Annotated in this window: 18 protein-coding genes; 9 read left to right on the top strand and 9 right to left on the bottom strand. The window is 69.6% G+C overall.

Features of this window, described 5'->3' with window-relative positions:
* Positions 1 to 35 precede the first annotated feature (35 nt).
* The 6 genes from ACFO0C_RS06455 to ACFO0C_RS06430 all read right to left on the bottom strand — a co-directional run bounded on the left by ACFO0C_RS06455 (position 36) and on the right by ACFO0C_RS06430 (position 6,631).
* Positions 36 to 1,445: an amidohydrolase gene (locus ACFO0C_RS06455; RefSeq protein ID WP_378065613.1), complete on the bottom strand. Its 1,410-nt coding sequence runs from the start codon at positions 1,443 to 1,445 to the stop codon at positions 36 to 38.
* The gene (kynU, locus tag ACFO0C_RS06450; protein ID WP_378065612.1) at positions 1,442 to 2,674 is read right to left on the bottom strand and encodes a kynureninase; all 1,233 of its coding nucleotides are present in this window, start codon (positions 2,672 to 2,674) and stop codon (positions 1,442 to 1,444) included. The genes ACFO0C_RS06455 and kynU overlap by 4 nt, the downstream gene beginning before the upstream one ends.
* Positions 2,671 to 3,522 (bottom strand): tryptophan 2,3-dioxygenase, encoded by an 852-nt coding sequence (gene kynA / locus ACFO0C_RS06445; protein WP_378065611.1) that lies wholly within the window; start codon positions 3,520 to 3,522, stop codon positions 2,671 to 2,673. Before kynA ends, kynU begins: the two co-directional genes overlap by 4 nt.
* Before the next feature lie 27 nt (positions 3,523 to 3,549).
* Positions 3,550 to 3,909 carry a YchJ family protein gene (locus tag ACFO0C_RS06440; protein WP_449190915.1) on the bottom strand — a complete coding sequence of 120 codons (360 nt, stop codon included), beginning with the start codon at positions 3,907 to 3,909 and terminating at the stop codon, positions 3,550 to 3,552.
* Positions 3,910 to 4,065: 156 nt separating this feature from the next.
* Positions 4,066 to 4,599, bottom strand: a complete 534-nt coding sequence (locus ACFO0C_RS06435) for a methyl-accepting chemotaxis protein (RefSeq protein WP_378065609.1) — start codon at positions 4,597 to 4,599, stop codon at positions 4,066 to 4,068.
* 97 nt (positions 4,600 to 4,696) lie between these two features.
* Positions 4,697 to 6,631: a HEAT repeat domain-containing protein gene (locus ACFO0C_RS06430; RefSeq protein WP_378065608.1), complete on the bottom strand. Its 1,935-nt coding sequence runs from the start codon at positions 6,629 to 6,631 to the stop codon at positions 4,697 to 4,699.
* Between the two features lie 1,006 nt (positions 6,632 to 7,637).
* On the opposite strand from ACFO0C_RS06430, the gene ACFO0C_RS06425 reads away from it, so the two are divergent.
* The 8 genes from ACFO0C_RS06425 to ACFO0C_RS06390 all read left to right on the top strand — a co-directional run bounded on the left by ACFO0C_RS06425 (position 7,638) and on the right by ACFO0C_RS06390 (position 18,527).
* Positions 7,638 to 8,627 carry a LacI family DNA-binding transcriptional regulator gene (locus tag ACFO0C_RS06425; RefSeq protein ID WP_378065607.1) on the top strand — a complete coding sequence of 330 codons (990 nt, stop codon included), beginning with the start codon at positions 7,638 to 7,640 and terminating at the stop codon, positions 8,625 to 8,627.
* Between the two features lie 236 nt (positions 8,628 to 8,863).
* Positions 8,864 to 10,246, top strand: coding sequence for an ABC transporter substrate-binding protein (locus ACFO0C_RS06420; protein ID WP_378065606.1), 1,383 nt, complete (start codon positions 8,864 to 8,866; stop codon positions 10,244 to 10,246).
* 2 nt (positions 10,247 to 10,248) lie between these two features.
* Positions 10,249 to 11,178: a carbohydrate ABC transporter permease gene (locus ACFO0C_RS06415; RefSeq protein ID WP_378065605.1), complete on the top strand. Its 930-nt coding sequence runs from the start codon at positions 10,249 to 10,251 to the stop codon at positions 11,176 to 11,178.
* Between the two features lie 5 nt (positions 11,179 to 11,183).
* Positions 11,184 to 12,056 (top strand): carbohydrate ABC transporter permease, encoded by an 873-nt coding sequence (locus tag ACFO0C_RS06410; RefSeq protein WP_378065604.1) that lies wholly within the window; start codon positions 11,184 to 11,186, stop codon positions 12,054 to 12,056.
* 5 nt (positions 12,057 to 12,061) lie between these two features.
* Positions 12,062 to 13,600 (top strand): glycoside hydrolase family 13 protein, encoded by a 1,539-nt coding sequence (locus ACFO0C_RS06405; RefSeq protein WP_378065603.1) that lies wholly within the window; start codon positions 12,062 to 12,064, stop codon positions 13,598 to 13,600.
* A 79-nt stretch (positions 13,601 to 13,679) separates the two neighbouring features.
* Entirely contained in the window at positions 13,680 to 17,225 is a 3,546-nt protein-coding gene (locus ACFO0C_RS06400; protein ID WP_378065602.1) for a discoidin domain-containing protein, read from the top strand.
* A gap of 62 nt (positions 17,226 to 17,287) precedes the next feature.
* Positions 17,288 to 17,761 (top strand): YcxB family protein, encoded by a 474-nt coding sequence (locus tag ACFO0C_RS06395; protein WP_378065601.1) that lies wholly within the window; start codon positions 17,288 to 17,290, stop codon positions 17,759 to 17,761.
* Positions 17,762 to 17,792: 31 nt separating this feature from the next.
* Positions 17,793 to 18,527 (top strand): ComEA family DNA-binding protein, encoded by a 735-nt coding sequence (locus tag ACFO0C_RS06390; protein ID WP_378065600.1) that lies wholly within the window; start codon positions 17,793 to 17,795, stop codon positions 18,525 to 18,527.
* Between the two features lie 103 nt (positions 18,528 to 18,630).
* Here the strand turns inward: ACFO0C_RS06390 and ACFO0C_RS06385 are convergent, their stop codons facing one another.
* The 3 genes from ACFO0C_RS06385 to ACFO0C_RS06375 all read right to left on the bottom strand — a co-directional run bounded on the left by ACFO0C_RS06385 (position 18,631) and on the right by ACFO0C_RS06375 (position 24,037).
* A complete protein-coding gene (locus tag ACFO0C_RS06385; RefSeq protein ID WP_378065599.1) occupies positions 18,631 to 20,745 on the bottom strand; it encodes a SulP family inorganic anion transporter in 2,115 nt (704 codons plus the stop codon).
* Positions 20,746 to 20,841: 96 nt separating this feature from the next.
* Positions 20,842 to 22,932 (bottom strand): serine/threonine-protein kinase, encoded by a 2,091-nt coding sequence (locus ACFO0C_RS06380; RefSeq protein ID WP_378065598.1) that lies wholly within the window; start codon positions 22,930 to 22,932, stop codon positions 20,842 to 20,844.
* A 34-nt stretch (positions 22,933 to 22,966) separates the two neighbouring features.
* Complete coding sequence (locus tag ACFO0C_RS06375; protein ID WP_378065597.1) at positions 22,967 to 24,037, bottom strand: NAD-dependent epimerase/dehydratase family protein; 1,071 nt, start codon at positions 24,035 to 24,037, stop codon at positions 22,967 to 22,969.
* A 194-nt stretch (positions 24,038 to 24,231) separates the two neighbouring features.
* Here ACFO0C_RS06375 and ACFO0C_RS06370 point away from each other — a divergent pair, with 194 nt between their 5' ends.
* Positions 24,232 to 26,808 carry a glutamate--cysteine ligase gene (locus ACFO0C_RS06370; protein WP_378065596.1) on the top strand — a complete coding sequence of 859 codons (2,577 nt, stop codon included), beginning with the start codon at positions 24,232 to 24,234 and terminating at the stop codon, positions 26,806 to 26,808.
* Position 26,809 lies beyond the last annotated feature (1 nt).

Raw genomic sequence — 26,809 nt, 5'->3', positions numbered from 1 at the left:
CCGGTCACCACGCACGCGTTTGCGCGTCGCGGCGGCTATACGGCGTCGAGGACCCGGGCGGTGGCCAGGACGTCAGCGAAACGGCTCACGTCCAGGTCGAGTCCGTCCGCGATCCAGGACACCGTGGAGCCGGCAGTCTCGGTCATGGCGATCAGAACCTCGTCCGGGGTCAGACCCGCCGACTGCAACAGCCCGACCTCGCGGACGTTGATGCCGGCCGGCAGCGGGCCGTTGCCGAGATCCGTTCCGTAGCGGACGGTCCCGCCGCACCCGGCGAAGCGCCGCAAGTTGTCGACGGCGATCTCCCGGGCCGGGTCAGGGGCGCCCCAACCGTGGATGTCCAGCGTGCTGATCCAGGTCATGTGCTGGGCACAGGCACGGAGCAGCGTGTCGTCGATCCGCTCGGTCCATGGGGTGTGCGCCAGCACGTCGGCCCCCGCGGTGTACGCCGCCTCGACCGTCCCCACCCCCTCGGCGTGCACGACGACCCGCAGCCCGGACACATGTGCCGCCTCGACCAGGGACGTCAGGACAGGAGGGGTGAGCTGCGGCCCACCGGCGTGTGCGGTCACTTTGATCAGGGTCGCCCCGGCAGCCCGCGCCTCAGCCACCGCCGACCCGGCGTCGTCCGCCGTGCTGATCTCCCGCCAGCTGCCGACCGGCGCCCAGGGCCGGTCGCTCGGATAGCCGCCCGGAGCGATCAGAAACGGTCCCGCATAGCGAACCCGCGGTAGCCCCGAACCGGCCTCCAGTGCCCGCCCGGCAAGCTCGGCGACCGTCGCCGGAACACCACCGAGATCCCACACCTCGGCGATTCCCCCGGCCCGGACCTCGCCGAGGTCGACGAGCGCCGAATGCACATGCGCGTCGACCAACCCGGGCAGCAACGTCCCCGGCAGCCGGCGCGTGTCGTCGCCATCAGGCGCGAGCTCGACCGGAACCGGCTTGACCACCCCGTCGGCCGCGACCCGGAGGGCGACGCCCTTGCGCAGCCGCCCACCCCACCAGATCGAATCAGCCAGCAGCCACCGAACGCGCCCCGCCGAGCCCGAGCTCGCGGAAGCCGAGCTCGCGGAAGCCCAGCCTGAGGAAACCCAGCCCGAGGAAGCCGGGGCGGAGGTCGCCCCGGACACCGCGGAAGACACGGGTGAGGGCGCGTCCGGGAGCGGAGTCTCCTCCGCGACCGTCACCGTCGGCCGGGGACCGGAGGAACGCCGCAGGGCCGACAGGGCACATCCCGGCCCACCGTCCGGACCACCGCAACAGGCGGCAGCAGTGGAGGGCGGGGTCTCGCACACTTCCGGCGACGACGACGGGATCTCGGATCCGTCCGGCGAAGACGACGATGCGATCTCGGATCCGTCCGGCGAGGTCGACGAGGAGGTCTCGGATCCGTCCGGCGAGGTCGACGAGGAGGTCTCGGTGGAGGACGACTCCGTGCTCAACGGGGGCCCTTCTCCAGCAGCTCCCGCAGCACCGTCAGCCCCTGGCACACCTCGGCGAAGCTGGTGCTCAGCGGTGCCGGGCCGATCCGCAGGCCGTCCGGACGGCGGTAGTCGGGGATAACGCCGCTGTCCCACAGCGGCTCCAGGAACTCCTTGAACCCGTCACGCCGCAACGTCACGTGGCCACCCCGCTGCGACGGCTCCCGTGGACCGGCGACCTCCACCCCGTACGGCGCGAGCCACTCGTCGGCCAGGTCCAGCACATATCCGGTGAGCAGCAGCGACTTGGCCCGCACCGCCTCGATCCCGGCGGCCTCCAGCATGGCCAGGTTGGCTTGCAGGGGCACCATCGCCAGGATCGGTGGCGTCCCGCTGAGCAGCGCCCGGACCCCGGCGGCAGGCTCGTAACCGGGCCCCATCTCGAAGGCCGCCCGGTGCCCCATCCAGCCCTGGATCGGCTGCCGCAACTCTCCCTGCAGTTCCGACCGCAGGTAGGCGAAGGCGGGGGCGCCCGGCCCACCGTTCAGATACTTGTAGGTGCAGCCGACCGCCAGGTCGACGCCCCACTCGTCGAGGGCGACCGGCACCGATCCGGCCGAGTGACACAGGTCCCACATGGTCAGCGCCCCGGCCGCGTGCGCGACCCGGTTGATTGCGGCGACGTCGGCGAGCCACCCCGACCGGTAGGCGACGTGGCTGAAAAGCACCAGCGCGGTGTCGGCGTCGACCACCGCGGCGACCTGCTCCGGCGTGATCCCGGCGGCCGGGTCGGTCTCGATCCACACCAGTCGCAGGTCCCGCTCGGCGGCGATGCCCTCCAGCACGTACCGGTCGGTGGGGAAGTTGTCGGTGTCGAGCACCACGGTCCGGCGGCCGGGCCGGGCGTCCACCGCGGCCCGGGCCAGCTTGTAGATCAGCACGGTCGTCGAGTCGGCGATCACCGTCTGGCCGGGCGCCGCACCGAGAGCAGCCGCGCCGAGCCGGTCGCCGAGGGTCAGCGGCCACTCCAGCCAGCTCTCGTCCCAGCCACGGATCAGCCGGCCGCCCCACTGCTCGCGGATGAACTCGTCGACGAGCTGGGCGGTCGCCTCCAACGGCCGGCCCAGCGAGTTGCCGTCGAGGTAGGAGAGCAGCTCAGCCGGCGGCGGGGTGATGAACTGCTCCCGGAACGCCGCGAGCGGATCGGCCGTGTCCAGGGCGGCGGCGCGGGCGGGCAGGTCATCGGTCAACGGGGCACCCCGATCTCGGTACGGACGGCGTAGAGCTCGGGGAAGAATGTCAGATCGAGCGCCGCCCGCAGGAACGAGACCCCGCTCGACCCGCCGGTCCCCCGCTTGAAGCCGATCGTCCGCTCCACCGTCTTGAGATGGCGGAACCGCCACAACTGGAAGTTCTCCTCCAGGTCGACGAGTTCCTCACAGGCCTCGTAGACGTCCCAGTTCTGCTCCGCCTTCTCGTAGATCTGCTGGAAGACCGGGACCAGGTCGGGGTGGTACTCATACGCCTCGGTGACGTCACGGTGCAGGATCTCCTCCGGCACGTGGTGCCCGCGCCGCGCCAGGAAGTGCAGGAACTCGTCGTAGACGCTCGGTGTCTCCAGCGCCTCCTCCAGCAGCGCGCGGGCCGCCGGCTGGTCGTCGAAGATCGGGAGCATGCCCCTGTTCTTGTTGCCTAGCAGGAACTCGATCGCGCGGTACTGGTACGACTGGAAGCCCGACGACGTCCCGAGGAACGAGCGGAACTCCGCGTACTCCGTCGGGGTGAGGGTGGCCAGCACCGACCACTGCTCGGTCAGGGTGCGCTGGATGTGCTTGACCCGGGCCAGGCCCTTGAGCGCCGGCCGCAGCTCGTCGGCCGCCAGATGCTCCCGCACAGCACGGAGCTCGTGGACGATCAATTTCAGCCACAGCTCGGATGTCTGATGCTGCACGATGAACAGCAGCTCGTCATGGTGCTCCGGGACACTGACCGGGTGCTGCCCACCCAGGATGTCGTCGAGGCGCAGATACTCCCCGTACGACAAGTTGACCTTGAAGTCCCTGACGATGCCGTCCTCAAGCGGCCGCTCTGCCGACATGACGAACCCACCTCCCCTTCCAGCACATCACAGCGGCCCCCAGTACACCCAACGGCCGTCGTGCCGCACGAACCGGCTCTTCTCGGCCATCACTCCGGGCTTGCCGCCGTCGATGAAGTGTGCCCGGAACTCGACGGTGCCCTCGGCGTCGAACACGCCGCCACCGCTGTGCTCCAGCACCTCCAGGCTGGTCCAGCGCAGCGTGGGGTCGGGCTCCACGGAGCCGGGACGGGTCTCCGGATGCCAGGTCCGCAGCACGAAGTCACTGTTGTCCAGCGCATACGCGCTGAAACGCGAGCGCATCAACGCTTCCGGGTCCGCCGCCGGCTTGCCGTCGTGCAGAGGAGCACAACATTCCGCGTACGGGCCACGCCCGCACGGGCACACGGAAGAGGCAGTCCGGGGTTTGGGGGATCTGCGAGCCATGGCGCCCAGTCTCCCCCACCGCTCCGGCCGTCCCGGAGGTTATCCACATTCCTCGGCTGTCCACAGTCCGGCCGGCGGTCCCGGGACGATCCGCGGTACCGATGACGCATGACTCCGTCAGCCGCGCTGCTGCTCCACGACGATCCCGCTGATCACCTTCTGGCAGCGGTCCAGTTCCTCGATCAGGCCCTGCATCTCCTCGATGGCCGAGACCGCGTTCTGGGTGTCCGCCCGGATCCCGCCGACCTGGGTGCCGATCTCGCTGGTCGCCGTGGCCGTCTCGTTGGCCAGGTCCTTGACCTCGCTGGCCACGACGGCGAAGCCGCGTCCCGCCTCGCCGGCCCGGGCCGCCTCGATGGTCGCGTTGAGAGCGAGCAGGTTGGTCTGCTTGGCAATCGTGGCGATCAGCTGGACCACTTTGCCGATCTCGGTGCTGCTCGCCTCCAGCCGCTGGATCACCTGGACCGCGGTCTCGGCCGCACGCACCGCCGCGTCGGTGGCGGCCGCCATGTCGTTGCTCACGTTGGCCAGCCGGTGCACCGAGTCACGCTGCCGGTCCTGTGCCGACCAGTCGCTCTGACCGTTCCCCGACGACCAGTCCTGCTGCTGATCCGTCGACGACCAGCCGTCATTCTGATCCCAGTCGGACATGGTGACAGCGACCCCTCTCTACCGGCCTCCGCAAAACATCCCATCTCCCCCATAGGTCGCGAAGCGTTTTCCCCGATCCTGGCACATTCGCCCGGTTTCACCCCCGGAGCTGCCTGTGCTGCCCAGCGACCGCGGCGGACATCCGTTCGTAGTGCCGGCCGAGGGCGGGGCGGGCGCGTTCCAGCAGGTCGAGAAGGTACTGTCGGGCATCCGGACCCGGTCCTGGAGGGGCGGAGGACAGCGAGGCGGGGGACGGCGAGGCGGCGGACGGCAGGGCGGCGGACGGCAGGGCGGCGGACAGCGCGGGGATCAGACGGATCGCCGCCATGCGGCCACGGTGGGCCAGGACCGGATCGGTGTCGGCGGCCAGGGTCAGGGCGGCCGCCAGCCGGACGATCGGGGCACGATCCGCCAGTAGACGGGACCCGGCGAGCCGCACCTCGGGGCGGGGGTCGGCCAGCAGTGTCCAGGGCAACTCCTCCGGGATCCGGCGCCGGTAGACCCCCAGTGCCAGCGACGCCTCCCGCACGACATCTCTCGCCGGGTCGGTGAGCAGTGGCAGCGTCTCCTCCACGGGGACGGAGTCGATCAGCCTCAGCCCACGCACCGCCGCGGCCCGGATCCGGTAGTCGGGATGCCGCAGCAGCGGGGTGAGAACGCTCGCGTCCCGGCGGTCACCCATCTCCGCCAGACCGACGATCGCCCAGCACACGACATCAGCGGCCGCCGAACCGGCAGCCACCGCCTCAGCCGCAGCCGACCCTGCCGCCGAACCAGCAGCCACTGCCTCAGCCGCCACCGCACCAGCACCAGCACCAGCACCAGCACCAGCACCAGCACCAGCACCAGCACCAGCCGACGCTGCCACCGCCTCAGCCGCAGCCGACCCTGCCGCCGAACCAGCAGCCACCGCCTCAGCCGCAGCCGACCCTGCCGCCGAACCAGCAGCCACCGTCTCGGCAGTCCGGTCACCGAGCGCCGCGGGGGCGATCAGTGACCGGTAGCGCGCCGCCGGATCGATGGTCCGGCTCCGCGCGTATGCCCTGATCAACGGCGCCGGGTCGGTGATCGCGACGGTGACCTCGTCATCGTGGCCCAACTCGGAAAGTGCGGCCATGGCCAGTGATCGGACCGCGACGAACCGGACCTTAGCGAGGTTCCGCAGCACCGCGAGATCCTCCCGGCGGATCGCCTCACGAATGGCCGTCCGGGCGGCCTCCCACCGCACCATCCGATCCGGTTCGCGCATGGCGAAATCGACCAGATCCGGGTACGTCCACCGCTCCAGCCGCCGGCCCACACCGAATGCCAGCCGCCGCCCGTGAGGATCGCGATCGCCCAGGAGGATCGGGGCGTACCGGTCGAAGTCCTCCTCCACCATCCGCTCGATGATCCGCAGCGCCTTTCCGCCCCGGCGCCGGGCGGCCAGGTGAGAGGCCATCGGAAGAGCCACCCGCAGCAGGTGTTCCGGGCGTTCGTGCAGCATCGCGGCCACCGCCGCGCCGGCCCGTTCACGGACCTGGCCGGCCCAGTCGTCGCAGCGCAGCACCAGGAACGCCAGGTGCTCGGGCCGCCGCCGGCCGGCCATCACCGCGACCGCCCGTTCCCGCCGGCGGCCGTCGCGGTCGGTCGCGGCGAACGCCACCGCGATCTGCCCGGCACCGTCCGGGTCCCGGTCGAAGTCCGTCACCAGATCAAGCACGCCATGCCACTGGTCGCCGGGCTCCGCCTCCAGGATCCACTCGCCGGCGTGCCATCGCCGCACGGCGAGCCGCCATCCGGCGCTGCGGGACCGCTCGTCGAGCCGGACGAGAAGACGTGGCCGGAAGGCGAGCGGCATCAGCGAGAGCATCTCGCCGGACGGGTGCGCCTGCCCGGCCCGGGCTCCCGCAAGCCATTGCGGCTGCCCGGCCCGGGCTCCCGCAAGCCATTGCGGCTGCCCGGCCAAGGCTCCGGCGAGCCGGTCCAGGGCCTGGATCGCCCCGGGCTCACCGGCTTCCCGGTACAGCACGTGCAGCGGCGTCTCGGTCATCGCGCCATCCTCCCCGCGCGGCCGCGACGACCGAAACGAGTTTCCGCGCCGAAACGACCACGACGACCACGACGAGTTCCCGCGCCGAAACGGTCACGACGACCGCGACAGCATCCTCCGCCTAAAATCTTGACCGTTTTCCCACCGGATCCGGTGGTGATGCGGTCAAGATCGCCGAAGCCCTCCTCCGGCGAGAAGGAACACTGCCCGCCCGGCGAGGATCTTGACCTCTTTGCCACCGGATCCGGTGGAAATTCGGTCAAGATCGCTGGGGAGCACGGACGGAAGCAGAGCGGCGCGGACGGGCGCGAGCCCCGAACCGCGCGGACGGGCGCGAGCCCCGAACGACATGGACGAGCGCGAGCCCCGAACGGCGCGGACGGGCGCGAGCCCCGAACGACATGGACGGGCGCGAGCCCCGAACGACATGGACGGGCGCGAGCCCCGAACGGCGCGGACGGGCGCGAGCCCCGAACGACATGGACGAGCGCGAGCCCCGAACGACATGGACGAGCGCGAGCGCCGAACGGCATGGACGGGCGCGAGCCCCGAACGGCGCGCCCGCCGAGCGAGGATCCTGACCGCTTTACCACCGGATTCGGGCTGACAGATGTCATGGGGCTGAAGACTCGCTATCGCGACCACCAGCGCACCCGAACAATGATCGTGTGCGCTGACCCCACGCTTCCACCGCTCTGACCAGCATTTTGTTGGGCGCCGCTGCCCGCGGCCCTGATCCGGATCGACGATGCGCTCGCCGAAGGGCGTGCGCGTCGCCGGAGTCAGCGGCACCGGGAGCGAGGGCCGCCACGAAAGCCGATGGAACCGATGACGTGTGCCGCAATGCGGAGAGCGACGGCTTAACCGCTTCACTGCCGGATCCTCGCCACGCCGCGTGAAATATGCTTGCCGAGCACGCCGGACACGGCAACCAGTTCGCAAGTGGCCGCAAACCGGCAACACATCACAGTTCTGTTTTTGCAAGAATCTGACGTAGGATTCCGTGGTGACCAAACGACTTGCCGAGGTGGCTAAGAAAGCCGGGGTCAGCGAGGCGACCGTCAGCCGGGTGCTCAACGGACGCAGCGGCGTCTCGGAGGCCACCCGCACATCGGTGCTCACCGCCCTGGACGTGCTCGGCTATGAGCGCCCGACGAAACTGCGCGGCGAGCGGGCCCGGCTCGTCGGCCTGGTCCTGCCCGAGCTGCAGAACCCGATCTTCCCCGCTCTGGCCGAGGTGGTGACCAGCTCACTCGCGCAGCGCGGCTTCACCCCGGCGCTGTGCGCGCGGACGATCGGCGGCGTGCCCGAGTCCGACTACGTGGAGATGCTGCTGGACCACCAGGTCAGCGGCGTGATCTTCGCCGGTGGGTCGTATGCGCTGGCCGACGCCTCGCACGAGCACTACCTGCGGCTGACCGAGCGCGGCCTGCCGGTGGTGCTGGTCAACGCGGGTGTCGACGAGCTGGGTTTTCCCCGGGTGTCGACCGACGACGCGGTGGCGGTCGAGCAGGCCTATGGGCATCTTCGCTCGCTGGGTCACGAGCGGATCGGCATGGTGCTCGGCCCGGAGGGGCACATCCCGTCGCGCCGCAAGCTGCTCGCGATGATCCAGGCGGCCGACATCGAGGCCGAGGTGGAGCGGTCGAGCTTCTCGATGGAGGGCGCCCGGGTGGCGGCCACCAAGCTGGTGGAGCGCGGCGTGACCGGCATCATCTGCGCCAGTGACGTGCTGGCTCTCGGCGCGATCCGGGCGGCCCGCCGGCTGGGCAAAGCGGTTCCGGCCGACGTCTCGGTGGTCGGTTTCGACGATTCCGCGTTCATGACCTGCACCGATCCGCCGCTGACCACGGTGCGGCAGCCGATCGAGACGATGGGCCAGGCCGCGGTGGATCTGCTGGTCAGCCAGATCGACGAGGCCCGCGAGTTCTCCGACGAGCTGCTCTTCGAGCCGGAGCTGGTGGTCCGCGGCTCGACCGCCCCGGCCCGCAGGTAGAGACCGACAGATAGTCGCCGGCCCCGACAGGGGCCGGCTTTTTTGTGCCCAAAACAGACAAGAGCGAAAGAGAACAAAGCGCAGTCGTGTTTTTTCAAAGCGCGATCGAAACCTTGCGGCAACATGGCCCCGTAGTTACAGTGACTCCACTCACTACGGGAAACAGTCCTGACCGTAGTGACGACAACGCGATTCAGCGATGGCCATGGATAACCCGTTCCCGAAGGGATGGACAGATGTCCGTACCGCAGTACCGGAAGGTTGCGGCGCTAGCGCTCGTGGCCGGCCTCGGGCTCAGCCTGACGGCGTGTTCCACGAAGAGTGACGACGACGGCGGGGCCGACGCCGCCGGCAAGGTCACCATCACGGTCGACTGCCAGCCGGTCGCCGCCCAGAAGGAGCTGCTCGACAACTGGAACGCCGACGTCAAGGCGTTCCAGACCGAGAACCCGAACATCGTCATCAAGAGCATCAGCGTCGGCCAGCAGTGCAACAACCCGCCGGACTTCACCGCTCGCCTGGCCGGTGGCACCACGACCGACGTCTTCTACGGCTACATGACCGACCTGCAGCAGGTGCTGGACTCGGGTCAGGCGCTGGACATCACCCAGTACGTCAGCAAGGACACCATCGCCACGTGGGACAGCGTCGACCCGGCACTGAAGGAGGTCTTCACCGACGGCGGCAAGCTGTACGGCGTACCGGTGAAGAATTATTCGATGGGTCTGGTCTATAACAAGACCCTGTTCGCGAAGGCCGGTCTGGACGTCAACAACCCGCCGAAGACGTGGCCCGAGGTGCGCGAGGCGGCCAAGAAGATCACCGCCGCCGACAGCAGCGTGGCCGGTTACGCGGAGTACAGCGCCGGGAACACCGGCGGCTGGCACTTCACCTCGCTGCTCTACTCGCAGGGCGGCCGGGTCCTCTCCGAGGACGGCAAGAAAGCCGCCTTCAACACCACCGAGGGCAAGCAGGTCCTGCAGAACCTCAAGGACATGCGGTACGGCGACAACTCGATGGGCGCCCGCCAGCTCCTGCAGTGGGGCGACCTGCTGACCAACGCCGCCGCCGGCAAGGTCGGCATGTTCATCGGCGCGCCGGACACCACCCAGGCGATCGTCAGCCAGTTCAAGGGCAAGTTCGAGGACTGGGCGGTCGCGCCGCTGCCGGGTCAGACCGACCTGGCCAAGGGCACGCTCGGCGGCGGTGAGGGTTACTTCTTCAAGAAGGACCTTACCAAGGAGCAGGTCGAGGCGGGCCTGAAGTGGATCGCCTACCAGAAGCTCACCCCCGGCAAGGGCCAGTTCGACTACGTGCGGGCCAAGCCGCAGAACTACCCGGTCGGCCTGCCGCAGCCGCTGCTGTTCGCGAACGGCACCGAGGCGCAGAAGCAGGAGTTCGACCTGCGCAAGGCGAACGCGAACGTGCCGGTGGAGAACTTCGCGCTGTTCGAGGCGAAGCAGCTGCCGATCGTGGGCGAGCCGCGGGACGCCCAGGCGATCTACGCGATCCTCGACTCGGCGATGTCGGGTGTCCTGACCGACCCCAACGCGAACGTCGACACGCTGCTCAAGACCGCCGAGGAGAAGGTCAACCAGCTGCTGGCGGCCGGTAGCTGAGGATGGCCGTCATCACCGCCCCCGCCCCGGTGAGAGCCGAGGCGGGGGTCTCCTCGAAGACCAGCCGCAAACTGCGGGACAACCTGACCGGACACGCGTTCCTGATCGGGGCGGTCCTCTGCTTCGGCCTGTTCATGTGGTTCCCGATGATCCGCGGCATCGTGATGAGCTTCCAGCGCACCCGCCGCGGTGTGACCACCTGGGTGGGCTGGGACAACTACATCCGGATCATCGAGGATCCGAGCTTCTGGGTCGCCTGGAAGAACACCTTCTACTTCACCGGGCTCGCGCTCATCCTCGGTTTCGTGGCGCCGTTCTTCGTCGCGATCCTGCTCAACGAGTTCCGTCACGCCAAGGGTTACCTGCGCATCCTGGTCTACCTGCCGGTCATGCTGCCGCCGGCGTCGGCGCTCTACCTCTTCAAGTACTACGCGTACGACCCGAGCGAAGCGGGCCTGTTCAACGCGATCCTGAAATTCCTGCATCTGCCCACGTCGGAGTGGATGCAGTCGCCGACGATGACGATGCCGGCCATGGTGATCGCGTCGACCTGGATGAACATGGGCGGCGCGGTGCTGATCTACCTGGCGGCGCTGCAGAACATCCCGGGCGATCTGTACGAGGCGGCCGAACTCGACGGCGCCGGTCTGTGGAAGCGGATCTGGCACGTGACGATCCCGCAGACCCGGCTGATCCTGGCCCTGCTGGCGATGATGCAGATCGTCGCGACCATGCAGCTCTTCATCGAGCCGCTGATCCTGGCCAACGGCGCGGGCACGCAGGACTCGGCCACCTCGGTCGCGTACCTGATCTACCAGCACGGGTTCTTCCAGAACGATCTCAACGGCGCCGCCGCCCTGGGTGTGATCATGCTGCTGGTGCTGGCCGCCTTCTCCGCCGTCTATCTCCGGCTGAGCACGAAACAGGACTAGAAACCATGTCTCGAACCCTCATCTCGCACGCTCAGCTGCAGCGCGGACGCGGCCGGTTCCTCTACTGGGCGCTGTTCGGCCTCATCGTCACGGCGTTCACGCTGATCTTCATCGGGCCGCTGTACTGGATGGTCACCGGCGCCCTCAAGTCGGGCCAGGAACTCGCGCAGACTCCGCCGACGTTGTTCCCGCACGATCCGGAGTTCACCAACTACGTCGACGCGTGGACCAACCTGAACCTGCCGAAGCTGCTGTTCAACACGATCTACTACGCGGCCGGCGCGGTGGTGTTCCAGTTGATCCTGGACACCGCGGCGGCGTACGCACTCTCCAAGCTCCGCCCGGTCTTCGGCAACGTGATCCTCGGCGCGATGCTGGCGACGCTGATGATCCCGGCGATGGTGCTGATCGTCCCGCAGTACCAGACGGTGATCAGCCTGCCGGTCCTGGACGTCAGCCTGCTCGACTCGCCGTTCGCGATCTGGCTGCCGATGGTCGCCAACGCGTTCAACATCTTCCTGCTCAAGCGGTTCTTCGACTCGATCCCGGAAGAGATCATGTCGGCCGCCTTCATGGACGGCGCGTCACCGCTGCGGACCCTCTGGTCGATCCTTCTGCCGATGTCCCGTCCGATTCTGGGCGTGGTGTCGATCTTCGCGGTGACCGCGGTGTGGAAGGACTTCCTCTGGCCGCTGCTGGTGATGCCGAGCCAGGAGACCCGCACGGTCAGCGTCGGCATCTACGCCTTCGCTGCCGGTACACCGCAGAACGTGGTGGTCGCGGCTTCGGTGATCGCCGCCGTGCCGACCGTGATCATCTTCTTGATCTTCCAGCGCAACATCATGTCCGGCCTGACCACAGGCAGCCTCAAGGGATGAGCGGGATGACGAATCAGTGGTGGCGTGACGCGGTGATCTACCAGGTCTACCCGCGCAGTTTCGCCGACGGCGACGGGGACGGGGTCGGTGACATCGCCGGCATCCGCGCGCGGCTCGGTCACCTCCGGGATCTCGGCGTCGACGCGATCTGGATGAGCCCGTGGTATCCGTCGCCGATGGCCGACGCCGGGTACGACGTCTCCGACTTCCGCGACATCGACCCGGTCTTCGGTGACCTGTCCGAGGCGGAGGCGCTGATCGCCGAGGCGCACGAGGCCGGCATCCGGATCATCATCGACATCGTCCCGAACCACATCTCCAGCGAGCATCCCTGGTTCAAAGCGGCCCTGGCCGGCGGAAAAGAGCGGGACTACTTTTGGTTTCGTAAAAGCCAAAATATGCCTACAAACTGGGTGGGTGAATTCGGCGGTACGGCCTGGACAAAGGTCGACGACGACACCTGGTACCTGCATCTCTTCACTCCGGAACAGCCGGATCTGAACTGGGAGCACCCGGCGGTGAGAGCCGAATTCGAGAGCATCCTGCGGTTCTGGTTCGACCGGGGCGCCGACGGTATCCGGATCGACTCGGCCGCCTTGCTCTTCAAGGACCCGGCACTGCCCGAGGTCGTCGAGGGCGAGCCGCACCCGTTCCACGATCTGGACGCGGTGCACGACGTCTACCGGTCGTGGCGGCGGATCGCCGACGAGTACGAGGATCGGGCGCTGATCGGGGAGGTGTGGATGCCGGACGTCGAGCGGTTCACCAACTATCTCCGTCCGGACGAGCTGCACGCGGCGTTCAACTTCGACCTGCTCGGGTGCGCTTGGGACCCGTACCTCATGCGCTCTTCGATCGAACGCACCCTGGACGCGCACGCCGGCGTCGGCGCACCGCCCACCTGGGTCCTGTCGAACCATGACGTGACCCGGCATGTCACCCGGTACGGCCGGGCCGACACCACGTTCAGTTTCGAGAACAACCTGGACGGCACCCCGGCCGACCTGGAGCTGGGCACCCGGCGGGCCCGCGCGGCCGCGCTGCTCACCCTGTCGCTGCCCGGTTCGGCCTACGTCTATCAGGGCGAGGAGCTGGGCCTCTGGGAGAACGAGTCGATTCCTGAAGATCAGATTCAGGATCCGATGTACGCCCGGAGGGGCCACACCCGGGACGGTTGCCGGGTGCCGCTGCCGTGGTCCGGCGACGAACCGCCCTACGACTTCACCACCGGCGCCCCGTGGCTGCCCCAGCCCGCCGAATGGAAGGACCGAACCGTCCAGGCGCAGACCGGCGACCCCAGTTCGATGTTGGAGCTCTACCGCTCGGCGATCCGGCTGCGCGCCTTCAAAGATCGGGACTTCGCCTGGCTGGACCGCGGTGCGGGCGTGCTCGCCTGGACCCGCGGCGCCGATTTCGCCTGTGTTCTCAACCTGTCCGGCGGGCCCGTCCCCCTGCCGGAACACGAAACCGTCCTGCTGGCCAGCGGCCCACTCGACGGCGATCTCCTTCCCCAGGACACCGCGGCCTGGCTGCGGCTGAAGTAGGCGTCCGGGCGGGCGGCACCCACCGAAGCCGCCCGCCCGGCGATCACCACCTCTCACGGAAGAAAGGTGCGCTCCCCCGATGTCCAAATTGTCCCGAAGAATCCTCGCCACGGTGGCGGTGACGAGCGTGGTCGCCGCGCTCGTCCACGCTCCCGCGGCACTGGCCGCCGGCCCGAACCTGGCGGCCGGCAAGACCTTCAGCGCGAGCAGCTTCACCGACGTCTACCCGGCCGGCAACGCCGGCGACGGCAACGCCAACACCTACTGGGAGAGCAACAACAACGCCTTCCCGCAGTGGCTGCAGGTCGACCTGGGCACGTCCACCCAGGTCAACCAGGCGGTGCTGAAGCTGCCGCCGGCCACCGCCTGGAACACCCGCACCGAGACCCTGTCGATCCAGGGCAGCACCGACGGCAACACTTTCAGCACGTTGAAGGCCGGTGCCGGTTACACGTTCAACCCGTCGTCCGGTAACACCGTGACGATCGACTTCACCGCGGCGAGCGCCCGTTTCGTGCGGCTCAACTTCACCGGCAACACCGCGTGGCCGGCCGGCCAGCTGTCCGAACTGGAGATCTACGGCCCGGTCAGTGGTGACAACCAGGCCCCCAGCGCGCCCGGAGGTCTGGCCTACACGCAGCCGGCGAGCGGTCAGATCCGGCTCACCTGGAACGCGTCCACCGACAACGTGGGCGTGACCGGTTACGACGTCTACGCGAACGGGGTGCTGCGTACCTCGCTCGGCAACGTCCTGACCTTCACCGACAGCCAGCCGGACTCGGCGACCGTCGCGTACTACGTACGGGCGAAGGACGCGGCCGGCAACGTCTCCGGCAACAGCGACACGGTGACCCGTAACGGCACCCCGCAGACCGGCACGGACCTGGCGGCCGGCAAGCCGATCGAGGCGTCGTCGGTCATCCACACCTTCGTGGCGGCGAACGCGAACGACGGTGACACCGCGACCTATTGGGAGGGCAGCGCGTACCCGGCGAACCTGACGGTGAAGCTGGGCGCTAACGCAGCCGTCTCCTCGGTGGTGGTCAAGCTGAACCCGTCGACCGCATGGGGCACGCGCCAGCAGACGTTCTCCGTCCTCGGACGGGAGCAGTCGGCGTCCTCCTACACGACGATCGCCGGCTCGGCGACGTACACCTTCAATCCCTCGACCGGGAACACGGTGACCGTGCCGGTCTCGGCGACCACCGCGGACGTCCGGCTGTCCTTCACCGCCAACACCGGTGCGCCCAGCGGCCAGGTGGCGGAACTGCAGGTGATCGGCACCGCGGCTCCGAACCCGGACCTGACGATCACGTCGACGGGCTACTCCCCGGCCGCGCCGGTGGAGACGGACGCGATCACCGCGTCGGCCACGGTCCGCAACGCGGGCTCCGCTCCGGCGGCAGCCTCCAACGTCAACTTCTACCTGGGTACGGCCAAAGTCGGCACCGTGGCGGTCCCGGCCCTCGCGGCCGGCCAGTCGCAGACGGTGAGCGTGGGCATCGGCGCCCGCGACGCCGGCAGCTACCAGCTGTCGGCGAAGGTCGACGAGGCCGGTGCGATCTTCGAGACCAACGAGGCGAACAACTCCTGGACCCACCCGTCCGCGCTGGTCGTCACCCCGGTGAGCAGTGCCGACCTGATCGCCTCGTCGGTCACGTGGAGCCCGGGCACCCCGGCCGCCGGCAACACGGTCGCCTTCTCGGTGATCCTGAAGAACCAGGGCTCGGCGGCGACCTCATCCGGCGCGCACGGCGTCACGCTGACGATCCTCAACGGCTCGACGACGGTTCGCACCCTCACCGCCTCCTACACGGGGACGCTCGCGGCGGGCGCCTCGACCACACTCAACCTCGGCTCGTGGACCGCGGCGAACGGCCGGTACACGGTCCGGACCGTGGTGGCGGTGGACTCCGCGGAGCTGCCGGTGAAGCAGGCCAACAACACCAGTGAGAAGCCGTTCTTCGTGGGTCGTGGAGCGAACCTGCCGTTCGACTTCTACGAGGCCGAGGACGGTCAGCTCGGTGGCGGCGCGGCGATCGTCGGCCCGAACCGGATCGTCGGCAACCTGGCCGGTGAGGCGTCCGGCCGCAAGGCGGTCACGCTGAACCAGACCGGCTCGTACGTCCAGTGGACCACCCGGGCGGCGACGAACACCGTGGTCGCGCGGTTCTCCATCCCGGACGGCACCACCAGCTCGATCAACGTGTACGTCAACGGCTCACTCAACAGGACGCTGCCGCTGAACTCGAAGTTCGCCTGGCTGTACGGCAACGAGGCGAACCCGCAGAACTCCGGCACCGGACCGCGGCACATCTACGACGAGGCGAACATCCTGCTGACCGGTTCGTTCCCGGCGGGCAGCACGATCAAGCTGCAGAAGGACTCCGGCAACAGCGGCAACATCGCGATCGACTTCATCAACCTGGAGCAGGTCGCTCCGGTCGCCAACCCGGACGCGTCCAAGTACGTCGTGCCGGCCGGCTTCGACCAGCAGTCGGTGCAGGCGGCCCTGGACGCGGCCCGGCAGGACACCTCCAAGCTGGGCGTCTACCTCCCGGCCGGTGACTACCAGACCTCGAACAAGTTCCAGGTGTACGGCCGGGCCATCAAGGTGGTCGGCGCCGGCCCCTGGTACACCCGCTTCCACACACCGTCCACCCAGTCCGAGACCGACGCCGGTTTCCGGGCCGACGCGACGGCCAACGGATCGACGTTCGCGGACTTCGCGTTCTTCGGCAACTACACGATCCGCATCGACGGGCCCGGCAAGGTCTTCGACTTCGCCAACGTCTCGAACATCACCATCGACAACATCTGGGCCGAGCACGTGGTCTGCCTGTACTGGGGCGCGAACACCGACAACATGGTGATCAAGAACTCGCGGATCCGGAACACCTTCGCCGACGGCGTCAACATGACCAACGGCTCGACCGGCAACCTGGTCGACAACAACGAGGCCCGGGCCACCGGCGACGACAGCTTCGCGCTGTTCTCGGCGATCGACGCGGGCGGCGCCGACGAGATCAACAACACCTACTCGAACCTCACGACGATCCTGACGTGGCGTGCGGCGGGTATCGCGGTCTACGGCGGCTACGCGAACACGTTCAAGAACATCTACATCGCGGACACCCTGGTCTACTCGGGCATCACGATCAGCTCGCTGGACTTCGGCTACCCGATGAACGGGTTCGGGGCCAACCCGCCGACCGTGTTCGACAACATCTCGATCGTCCGGGCCGGCGGTCACTTCTGGGGCGCGCAGACCTTCCCGGCGATCTGGATGTTCAGCGCCTCGAAGGTGTTCCAGGGCATCCGGGTCAGCAACGTCGACATCGTCGACCCGACGTACTCCGGGATCATGTTCCAGACCCAGTACATCGGCGGCCAGCCGGTCAACCCGATCAAGGACAGCGTCTTCACCAACGTCACCATCACCGGAGCGCAGAAGAGCGGTGACGAGTACGACGCCAAGTCCGGGTTCGCGATCTGGGCCAACCCGCTGCCGGAGGCCGGACAGGGTCCCGCGGTCGGCTCGGCCACCTTCACCAACCTGCAGATGAGCAACAACTACCGCGACATCGAGAACCCGACCAGCACGTTCACCATCGTCCGCAACTAGTCCACACCCGACTGGGCGTGCCCGCGCCACGGACGGCGCGGGCACGTTCGTACGATCCATCGGTGCACATCGAGTTCACCCATGCCCGCACCCGTGCGTACTTCCGCCGGGTCCTGGCCGCCGGCGCGGAGCGCAAGGCCCAGCCGTACGCCGTCGCCGCCGCCACCATCCTGGCGGTCGCGCTGCTGCTCGCCGTCGGCGGCGAGTTCAGCGCGAACGCCCTTCTGCTGGCCGTTCCACTGGCCGTCGCGGGACTGATCCCACTGGCGTTCGCCGGCCGGCTGTGGCAGCGCGCGATCACCGTGCCCGCCTCCCGGCTGACGCCGCGCACCTGGACCCTCACCGACGAGTCCTACACCTCGCGGATCGACGACTCGACCACCGAGATCGCCTGGGCCGACTTCGTGTCGTACCGCGCCACCGACGACGCCTACGTGCTGCGGCACCGCTCCGGGGCGACCTTCGACATCCCCCGCGAGCCGCTCACCGCCGGCCAGGACACCGAGCTGGCCGAATTTCTGCGCGCCGCACGATAGGGCGCTTGAAGGACCGGCCTACCGTCAAGGGATGCAACCCGATCCACGCGTCGCGCCCGGATGGCAGTACGAGACCCCACCGCGGACCGGGTGGTGGTATCTGATCCCGCTGTTCACCTGTGGATACGGCACTCCGGTGATGGTCATGGTCGCCGCCCTCAAGCTGCGGTCCCGGCTGCACGCGGCGCTGGCTCTCGGCTACTTCGCCGCGGTCCTCGCGCTCGTCGTGGCCCGGGCGACCGCCTCGACCGGTTACGACTCCGACGACGAGAACGCGGTGGTCGGCTTCGTCTCCCTGGTGCTGTGGATCACCGGGACGATCCATGTCGCGGCACTGCAGATGAGGGTCCGGGAGCGCTTCTTCCGCCGGGCCGCCGAGCGCCACCACGGGTTCGCCCACTACGCGCCGCTGGGCACCGGTGTCGACCCGGCGCTGGCCGCGGCACAGTGGCGGGCCGCCCGGCGCGAGGAGGCCCGCCAGTTGCAGGCCACGCAGCCCGCGATGGCGAACGAGCTGATGATCGGCCGCCCCGACCTGCCCGGCCGGCAGTACGACGACGGTGGCCTGGTCGACGTCAACCACGTCCCCGCCGAATGGCTCCACCGCTATCTCACCATCGACCGTGACCTGGCCGAGCGAATCGTCGAGGCCCGCGACCGGCACAACGGCTTCACCACCGCCGAGGAACTGGTCGTCTACTGCGACGGCCTCACTCCCGCCAAACTGGACCTGTTCCGCGACCGGTTGGTCTTCGTCCCCCGCTGACGCGGCACCCTCAGCCGTCGCCCAGCCACCCCGGACCCCGCGCATTCCCTGCGTGGGCGACGACTCGCCGGTCCGGCGCCGGTCGCCCGGCGCCGGACCGGGTTCAGGCGGCGACCGGGCGTGCGGCGCCGAGGATCGGGTCCAGCTCGTACATGCGGGCCTCGGCCAGGTCGAAGTACATGCCCGTCAGGCGGAGGCGACCGGCCGCCTCGGCGTCCCGGACCGTCGGGTAGGTACGCAGGTTGGCCAGCTGCCGGACCACGTTGTCGGTGCAGCAGCGTTCCTCGTCACTCACGTCGCTGAACCGGACACCGGAGTTGGCCAGCCAGTCCCCCAGCGCCGAACCCTCCCGGGCGGCGTCGCTCATCAGCGCCCGTACCGCGCCGCAGCCGGAATGGCCGCAGACGGTGATCGTGGTGACGCCGAGGATGTCGACGGCGTACTCGACGGCCGCGCCGACCGAGGTGTCACCGGCGGTGTGCGGCGGGACGATGTTGCCGATGTTGCGCACGCAGAACAGGTCACCCGGCCCGCTCGCGGTGATCAGATTGGGGACCACCCGGGAGTCGGCGCACGTGATGAAGAGCTGCTGCGGGCTCTGCCCGTCCCGGGCCAGGTCGGCCAGGTGCGGGCGGACCAGCGGCGCGACACTGCGCTCGAACTCGGCGATGCCGGCCGCCATGGCGTCGCGGCGCTGCTGGTCCATGTCCTGCCAGCGAGACCAGGAGCCGAGCAGCCGCGGGGTGCGTTTACCCTCGCCGAGCCGGCCCGAGGTGGCCTGATGGAACCAGGAGTCGTGCACCTCGCGGATGCTGACCGAACCACCGGCCCGCTCGTAGCCGGACCGCCAGTCGCGGATCGTCTCGAACGCCCCGTGATCCAGGTAGTCGAGATGCAGTTCGAGGTCGACGACCGCGCCGGGCGGCAGGGCACCCAGCTCGCGGCTGAGCCGCGCCGACTCGACGAACGACAGGGTGCCGTTGATGGTGACGAGCCATTCGCCGGGCGCGCGCTCGACCCGGCGGATCTCCGAGCGGGCGAGCCGCCACAGGATGAACACCGCGGCGGTGACCATGCCCAGGGCGACGCCGGTGAGCAGGTCGGTGACGACGACGCCGAGAGCGGTGATCAGGTAGGTGGGTAGTTCGCGGTGCCGGGCGTACGTGCGGATCTGACCGAGATCGACCAGCCGCAACCCGACGACGATCAGGACGGCGGCCAGCACCGCCATCGGAATGGTCTCCAGCAGGTCGGCGAAGAGCAGGACGAACGCCGCGATCCACAGGCCGTGCATGATCGCCGACGCGCGGGTCCTCGCGCCCGCCGCCACGTTCGTCGAGCTGCGCACGATCACCCCGGTCACCGGCAGGCCGCCGAGCAGGCCGGACGCGGTGTTGGCGACACCCTGGCCGACCAGCTCCCGGTTGAGCTCGGCGCGCGGGCCGTCGTGCAGCCGGTCCACGGCCACCGCGGAGAGCAGGGATTCGACGCTGGCGACGATCGCGATGGTCAGCACGGCGATGGTGATCTCGCGCAGCGGCGCGTCCGGCCAGGCCGGGCGGATCAGGCCGGACAGTGGTTCGTCCGGCAGGTCGACGCGGTCCACGTCGGCGTTCATCGCGGTGGAGAGAGCGGTCATCGACACCACGGCGACCAGCGCGGCCGGCAGCAGGGAGAAACGGACCAGACGCGGCCAGAGGACCAGGATCGCGACGGTGAGGACGCCCAGGACCGCGGCCGTCCCATGGTGGGTGGCGAGCTGGCCGGGCAGATCGACCAGGTTCCGCCAGGCCGAGCTCTGCGGTGAGCCGCCGAGCATCACGTGCACCTGGCTGAGCGCGATGACCAGGCCGATGCCGGCGAGCATGCCGTGCACGACGGCCGGGGACAGGGCCAGGGCGGCGCGGCCCAGGCGGGAGGCTCCGAGAGCGATCTGGACCAGGCCGGCGACCGCGACGATGGCGGCGGTGCCGGCGAAGCCGAAGTCGGCCACGGTGCCCGCGACGATCACGGTGAGGCCCGCTGCGGGGCCGCTGACCTGCAACGGGGCGCCGCCGAGGGCGCCCGCGACGATGCCGCCGACCACTGCGGCGACCAATCCTGCGAGTAGGGGCGCTCCCGAGGCCGCGGCGATGCCGAGGGACAACGGGATGGCGATCAGGAACACGACGATGGACGCCGGCAAGTCCCGGCGCAACAACTGCGTCAAGTCGGACATTTCGGCAATGTACCGAATGTTGGTTAACGGGTCATTACGTAAACGCCCCTTACAGAAAACCCACAGGAAGTGCGAAAACGGCGACCAAAACCCCGATCATGGGGTACGGCTGACGCGCTCATAGGAGTCGGTTGAGGTGTCCTCGTCGCCGTAGACCGTCAGGCCGGTGTCCGAGCAGATGTACGTCAGCGAGTACGACGTGGTCGGGTTGGTCACCTTGATCGACTGATTCTTCCCGTTGCGGGTCATCCTGTACGTCGGCCCACCGGAGAACCCGCTGCCGTAGAGCTTGCCGTTCCGGCTCTGGATCTTCGACTTCCGGAGTCCACGCAGCGTCTCGACATACTTGTTGCCCTTGATCGTCGCCGTCAGTGACGCCGACTTGCTGTAGTCCTCGGTCGCGTTGCCGTCCTCCCGGATCCGCAGGACCACGCCCCCCTTGCCGGTGAACATCTTGTCCACACCCTCGAAGTGGTTGATGACCTGGGTCGACACCGACCGCCAGGTGCCCACGAGGCAGGCGTCCAGATTCGGATTGACGGGTTTCACCGGTTGCGCCACGGCCGAGGCCGACACCGGAGCCGAGGGCACGGCACTCCCGGAACTCGGGGCGGCCGCGGCCGGCTCACCGCCGCCGGGTCCGTCCTCAGGCCAGAACAGTCGCAGCGAACCGCCCGCCAGCAGCACTCCGGCGACGACGGCGGCCACCGGCCACACCCGGACCGTCCGCACCCGGCGCGACACAGGCGGCGCCCCGGGATGAGCGGGCAGCGGCGTCACCGTGCGGCCTCGCGAGGCCGCCGCCCCGGGCCCGCGCAACGTCGCCGCCTCGGCGACCACCAGCCCCGTCGTGTCGTCGACCGCACTGCCCAGATCCACCGTCGCCACCGGAACGGCCGCCGCCTCCGGCCCCTCCCCGGCACCGACGGCCTCCGTCGTAGCGGCGGCCTCGGCTCCATCGCTGGAGCCCGCCGCGACAACCGTGGCCGTTTCCGAAGCGAAGGAAAGCGGATCCACGGAGGCCGGGACGGAGACGGTGGCGGAAGCAGCGGCCTCGGTGGCGGCAACGGCGGTGGTCACCGCAGGAGAGTCGGGCGAGGTGGCAGCGGGAGGAACGTCGGCCGGAGCGGCGCCGGAAGCGAGGGTGGAGACGGAATCGGGGTCAGGGGCGGGAGCGGCGACGGTGACCGGGTCGGGGTCGGGGGCTCCGGGTGTGGCCGGGGCGTCGGCGGACTGCTGGTGGGCCGTCGGTGCGGCGAGTGTCGGCGACGGAGCCACCAGGGTGCCCGGGAGGCCCTCCGGTGTGTCCTCGGGCCGCGTCTGCCGCAGCGGCCACCAACGAGGACGCCGCCGGGCCGGGGTGTCGGCGCCGGACGGGCCGGTCGCCCGGACCACGTTGGCCAGCAGCTCACGGGCCTGATCGGCGCCGAGCCGGCGGACCGGGTCCTTGTCGAGAAGGCCCTTGATCACCGGCCAGAGCCGGCCGGCGTGCGCCGGGGTCTCCGGGCGATGGTGCAGGATCGCGGCCAGCGTGGCCTGCGTGTCCTCGCGCTGGAACGGCGACCGGCCGGTGACCGCGGTGTACAGCGTGACGCCCAGTGACCACAGATCGGCGGCCGCGGTCGCGGGCTGCCCGTTGATCCGCTCCGGCGCCAGGTAGGCGGGCGACCCGACCATCTGGCCGGTCGCGGTGAGTGCCGTCGCGTCGTCGATCGCGGCGATGCCGAAATCGGTCAGCACCACCCGCCCCTCCTCCAGGAGGATGTTGGCGGGCTTGACGTCACGATGCGCGATGCCCTCGCGGTGGGCGACCCGGAGAGCGTCGAGCACGTGCAGACCGATCTCCGCGGTCCGGCCCTCGGTGAGCAGGCCGTGCTCGGCGATCGTCTCGGCGAGGGAACGGCCCTCGACCAGCTCCATCACGATCCACGGGGCGCCCTCGTCGGTGACGACGTCGTAGACGGTCACGATCGACGGGTGCCGGAGGCGGGCGGCGGCCTGCGCCTCCCGCAGCGTCCGCCGCACCTGCGGATCGGCGGGCCGGCCGGGCCCCCACACCTCCTTGAGCGCCACCTCACGGCCGAGCAGGGTGTCCTCGGCCTGCCAGACCGCGCCCATCCCGCCGCGGCCCAGCATCCGACCCAGCCGGTATCGCCCGGCGACCACCCGTCCCGACCCGACGCTCATGGCGTCGAATCTAACGGTTCCGATCCAGTGTGGATCAGACCTTCCACAGCTCCTGGTTGGCCTCGTAGATCTCGCGGAGGATGGCCGGCACGTCGTAGGTCAGCTTCCACTCGGGGTAGTGCTGCTCGAACCGGCCGGTGCCGCTGATCCACCACTGGTGGTCGCCCATCCGGTTCTGGTCGACATACTCCGTCTGGGCCTCGAGACCGGTGATCTCCTCAGCGATCTTGAAGGCCTCGATGTGCGAGCAGTTGGAGAACCGGCCGCCGCCCATGTTGTAGATCTCGGCGACCCGCGGGGCCTTGTGGAACGCCTCGAAAGCGGTGATCAGGTCGTGCGAGTGGATGGCGTCGCGGACCATCTTGCCCTTGTAGCCGAAGATCTTGTACGTCCGCTGCTCCATGACACAGCGCATCACGTAGGCCAGGAAGCCGTGCAACTCGGCCGCCGAGTGGCCGGGGCCGGTCAGGGTGCCACCCCGGAACACCGCCGTCGGCATGTCGAAGTAGCGGCCGTACTCCTGCACCATGATGTCGGCGGCCACCTTGGAGGCTCCGAAGACCGAGTGCATGCTGCTGTCGATCGACATGGTCTCGTCGATGCCGCCGTACCACTGGTGGTCTTCCGGCAGCTCCCAGCGGGTGTCCAGCTCGACCAGCGGCAGGGAGTTCGGCGTGTCGCCGTACACCTTGTTGGTCGAGGTGAAGATGAACGGGGCGTCCTTGGCGTGCCGGCGGGCCGCCTCCAGCATGTTGAGCGTGCCGACCGCGTTCACGTCGAAGTCGGTGAAGGGCTCGCGGGCGGCCCAGTCGTGGCTCGGCTGCGCGGCGGCGTGGATGACCAGGCCGACGCTCGACCCGAGACCGGCGAAGAGCTTGTCCAGCCCGTCGCGGTCACGGATGTCGACGTTGTGGTGCGTGTAGCGGTCGCCGACCTCCTTGACCAGCCGCTGCAGGTTCCACTGGGTGGAGCCGTCGGCGCCGAAGAAGTAGCCGCGCATGTCGTTGTCGACCCCGACCACGTCCATGCCCAGACCGGCGAAGTGCCGGACCGCCTCTGATCCGATCAGACCGGCCGATCCGGTGATGACGACAACGCTGCTCATTTCCTGACCTCCGGGTGTCGGGCGTCACCGGGAGAGTACCGGTGAGCTGGAGCAGTCTGACCGCCCGGTCGGTCGTGTCGTGATCGTCATGCTTGACCGTGGCACGAAATGGGCACGTCACCAATTCGCCACATCCGATGGGGAAGCTCCGACGGATACGGCTGTTTGATGTCGAATTCGTGAGGGCGGTCCCGATGACGGAGTCACTCCAGGCTGAACACCACCGCACCCCCGGCCGGGCCGCCCTGACGCTCGGCGTGGAGGAGGAGCTGCACGTCGTCGACCTCGGGACGCGGGAGCTCGTACCCCGTGCCCCGGAGATCCTGGACCGGCTGGACGCCGCGCACTTCTCCGCCGAGCTGCACCGCTCGGTCGTGGAGACCAACACGCCGGTCAGCAGCACCCTCGACGACCTGCGCACCGGCGTCGTGGCACGGCGCAGGGAGGCGATCCGGACGGCCGAGTCGCTCGGTCTGGGGCTGGTCGCGGCCGGCACCGTCCCGCTGGTCGACCTGGACGCTCTGCCGGTCACGCCGACGTCGCGCTACCAGCGGATGCTCCACGAGTACCAGATGCTCGTCCGGGAGCAGCTGATCTGCGGCGCCCAGGTGCACGTCGGCGTGCCGGACCGGGACGAGGCGGTCGCGGTGGCCCAGCGGGTCGCCCCGACGCTGCCGGTGCTGCTCGCGCTCTCCACCAGCTCGCCGTACTGGCTCGGCGAGGACTCCGGTTACGCCAGTGTCCGGTCGCTGGTGTGGATGCGCTGGCCGACCGCCGGCGACAGCGGGCCGCTGCACTCGGCGGCCGAGCACGAGGCGCTGGTCAGCGACCTGATCGCGTCGGGCACGATCAGCGACCCGAAGATGGTCTACTTCGACGTCCGCCCGTCGGCGCACGTGCCGACCGTGGAACTGCGGGTCACCGACGCCAGCCCGGATGTCGAGACGGTGATCCTGCTGGCCGGGATCTTCCGGGCGCTGGTGATGCGCGCGCAGGACGAGCACCGGGCCGGCCTGCCCCTCCCGGTGTCGCGGCCGCCGCTGCACCGGGCCGCGATGTGGCGGGCCGCCCGGTCCGGCCTGGAGGGCGATCTGCTGGATCTGCCGCGATCACCGGTTCCGGTGCCGGCTGCCGTCGCGGTGGAGCGCCTGATCGGCGAGCTGCGCCCGCAGCTGGAGGAGCTGGGCGACTGGGACCAGGTGTTCGACCTGACGCTGCGGGCGCTGAGCCGGGGCAGTTCGGCGGCACGGCAGCGGCGGGCGCTGGCCCGGCGCGGGCGGCTGTCGGATGTGGTGGACATGCTGGTGGCCGACACCCGCGGGGGCGTCACCGAGTCCGGTCCGGCCGGGCCTCCGGCACCGGCGTTGATCGAGGCGTACGTGGCCGACGGCGACGAGGCCTTCCCCGGCGGGCGGGTCGCCCCGGCGTACGCGGGGATCCTGCCGGTGCTCACCTCGCTGGGTGCGACCGGCCTGCGGCAGCGCGAAGACGCCCGGGACGACGAGCAGCGGGCCCGCGGCATCACGTTCAGTGTGGCCGGGGAGGCGGCGACCCGGCTGTTCCCGTTCGACCTGGTGCCCCGGATCGTGCCCGCCGCCGACTGGTCGGAGCTGAGCAAGGGCCTGGTCCAGCGGGTGCGGGCGCTGAACGCGTTCCTCGGTGACGTCTACGGTGACCGGCAGGTGGTGGCCGACGGGATCGTGCCGGAGTGGGTCATCGACGGATCCCCGGAACTGCGGGCCAGCGGTGCCCTGATCAGCCGGCCCGCCGTGCGTACCCAGGTGGCGGGTGTCGATCTCGTCCGCGACGGGGACGGTAAGTGGTGCGTGCTGGAGGACAACCTGCGGGTGCCGTCCGGAATCGCCTATGCCATGCAGAACCGGCGCCTGACCTGGAGCGTCCTGCCCGAGCTGCCCCGCCCGGCCGCGCTGATCTCCGTCGAGGACACCCCGAAGCTGCTCAAACAGGCGCTGCTGGACGCGGCCGGCCCGGCGGCCGGTGACGATCCGGCGATCGTGGTGCTCAGCCAGGGGCCGGACGACTCGGCCTGGTTCGAGCACCGGATGCTGGCCGAGGCGATGGAGGTGCCGGTCGTCCGCAGCACCGAGCTGTTCGTCGACGAGGGCCGGGTGTGGCGGCTGAAGAACGGCCACCGGTACCCGGTGGACGTCATCTACCTGCGGATGGGCGAGGACAGCCTGGTGCACTCCCCCGGCGCGGACGGCATGCCGCTGGGCCCGAGCCTGGTGTCGGCGTTGCACGCGGACACCATCGTGCTGGCCAACGCGCTGGGCAACGGGATCGCCGACGACAAGGCGGTGTACGCCTACGTGCCCCGCCTGATCGAGTACTACCTGAACGAGAAGCCGCTGCTGGCCGACGTGCCGACCTACCTGTGCGGCATCCCGGACCAGCGGGCCGAGGTGCTGGCCCGCCTGGACGAGCTGGTCTGCAAGCCGGTCGACGGCTACGGCGGCGACCGGATCGTGATCGGCCCGCACGCGACCGCCGACGAACTGGCCGCGCTGCGCCGGCAGATCCGGACCGCCCCACACCGGTGGGTGGCCCAGGAGGTGGTGAACCTCTCCACCCATCCGGTCTTCGACGGTCACCGGCTCGCGCCGCGGCACGTCGACCTGCGGGCCTTCGTCTTCACCGGCCGGGAGTCGGTGGTCGCGCCGGCCGCCCTGACCCGGGTCGCCCCGGCCGGCAGCATGATCGTCAATTCCTCACGCGGCGGCGGCTCGAAGGACACCTGGCTGCTCGGATAGA

The sequence above is a fragment of the Actinoplanes subglobosus genome, from assembly GCF_042650585.1.
GTDB classification, from domain to species: domain Bacteria; phylum Actinomycetota; class Actinomycetes; order Mycobacteriales; family Micromonosporaceae; genus Actinoplanes; species Actinoplanes subglobosus.
This window is presented reverse-complemented; position numbering and strand designations above follow the sequence as displayed.

Coding starts and splice junctions, on each gene's coding strand:
- kynA (WP_378065611.1), bottom strand. CDS start 3,522: ATGTCGGCAGAGCGGCCGCTTGAGGACGGCATCGTCAGGGACTTCAAG.
- ACFO0C_RS06435 (WP_378065609.1), bottom strand. CDS start 4,599: ATGTCCGACTGGGATCAGAATGACGGCTGGTCGTCGACGGATCAGCAG.
- ACFO0C_RS06430 (WP_378065608.1), bottom strand. CDS start 6,631: ATGACCGAGACGCCGCTGCACGTGCTGTACCGGGAAGCCGGTGAGCCC.
- ACFO0C_RS06420 (WP_378065606.1), top strand. CDS start 8,864: ATGTCCGTACCGCAGTACCGGAAGGTTGCGGCGCTAGCGCTCGTGGCC.
- ACFO0C_RS06415 (WP_378065605.1), top strand. CDS start 10,249: ATGGCCGTCATCACCGCCCCCGCCCCGGTGAGAGCCGAGGCGGGGGTC.
- ACFO0C_RS06410 (WP_378065604.1), top strand. CDS start 11,184: ATGTCTCGAACCCTCATCTCGCACGCTCAGCTGCAGCGCGGACGCGGC.
- ACFO0C_RS06405 (WP_378065603.1), top strand. CDS start 12,062: ATGACGAATCAGTGGTGGCGTGACGCGGTGATCTACCAGGTCTACCCG.
- ACFO0C_RS06400 (WP_378065602.1), top strand. CDS start 13,680: ATGTCCAAATTGTCCCGAAGAATCCTCGCCACGGTGGCGGTGACGAGC.
- ACFO0C_RS06390 (WP_378065600.1), top strand. CDS start 17,793: ATGCAACCCGATCCACGCGTCGCGCCCGGATGGCAGTACGAGACCCCA.
- ACFO0C_RS06385 (WP_378065599.1), bottom strand. CDS start 20,745: ATGTCCGACTTGACGCAGTTGTTGCGCCGGGACTTGCCGGCGTCCATC.
- ACFO0C_RS06380 (WP_378065598.1), bottom strand. CDS start 22,932: ATGAGCGTCGGGTCGGGACGGGTGGTCGCCGGGCGATACCGGCTGGGT.
- ACFO0C_RS06375 (WP_378065597.1), bottom strand. CDS start 24,037: ATGAGCAGCGTTGTCGTCATCACCGGATCGGCCGGTCTGATCGGATCA.
- ACFO0C_RS06370 (WP_378065596.1), top strand. CDS start 24,232: ATGACGGAGTCACTCCAGGCTGAACACCACCGCACCCCCGGCCGGGCC.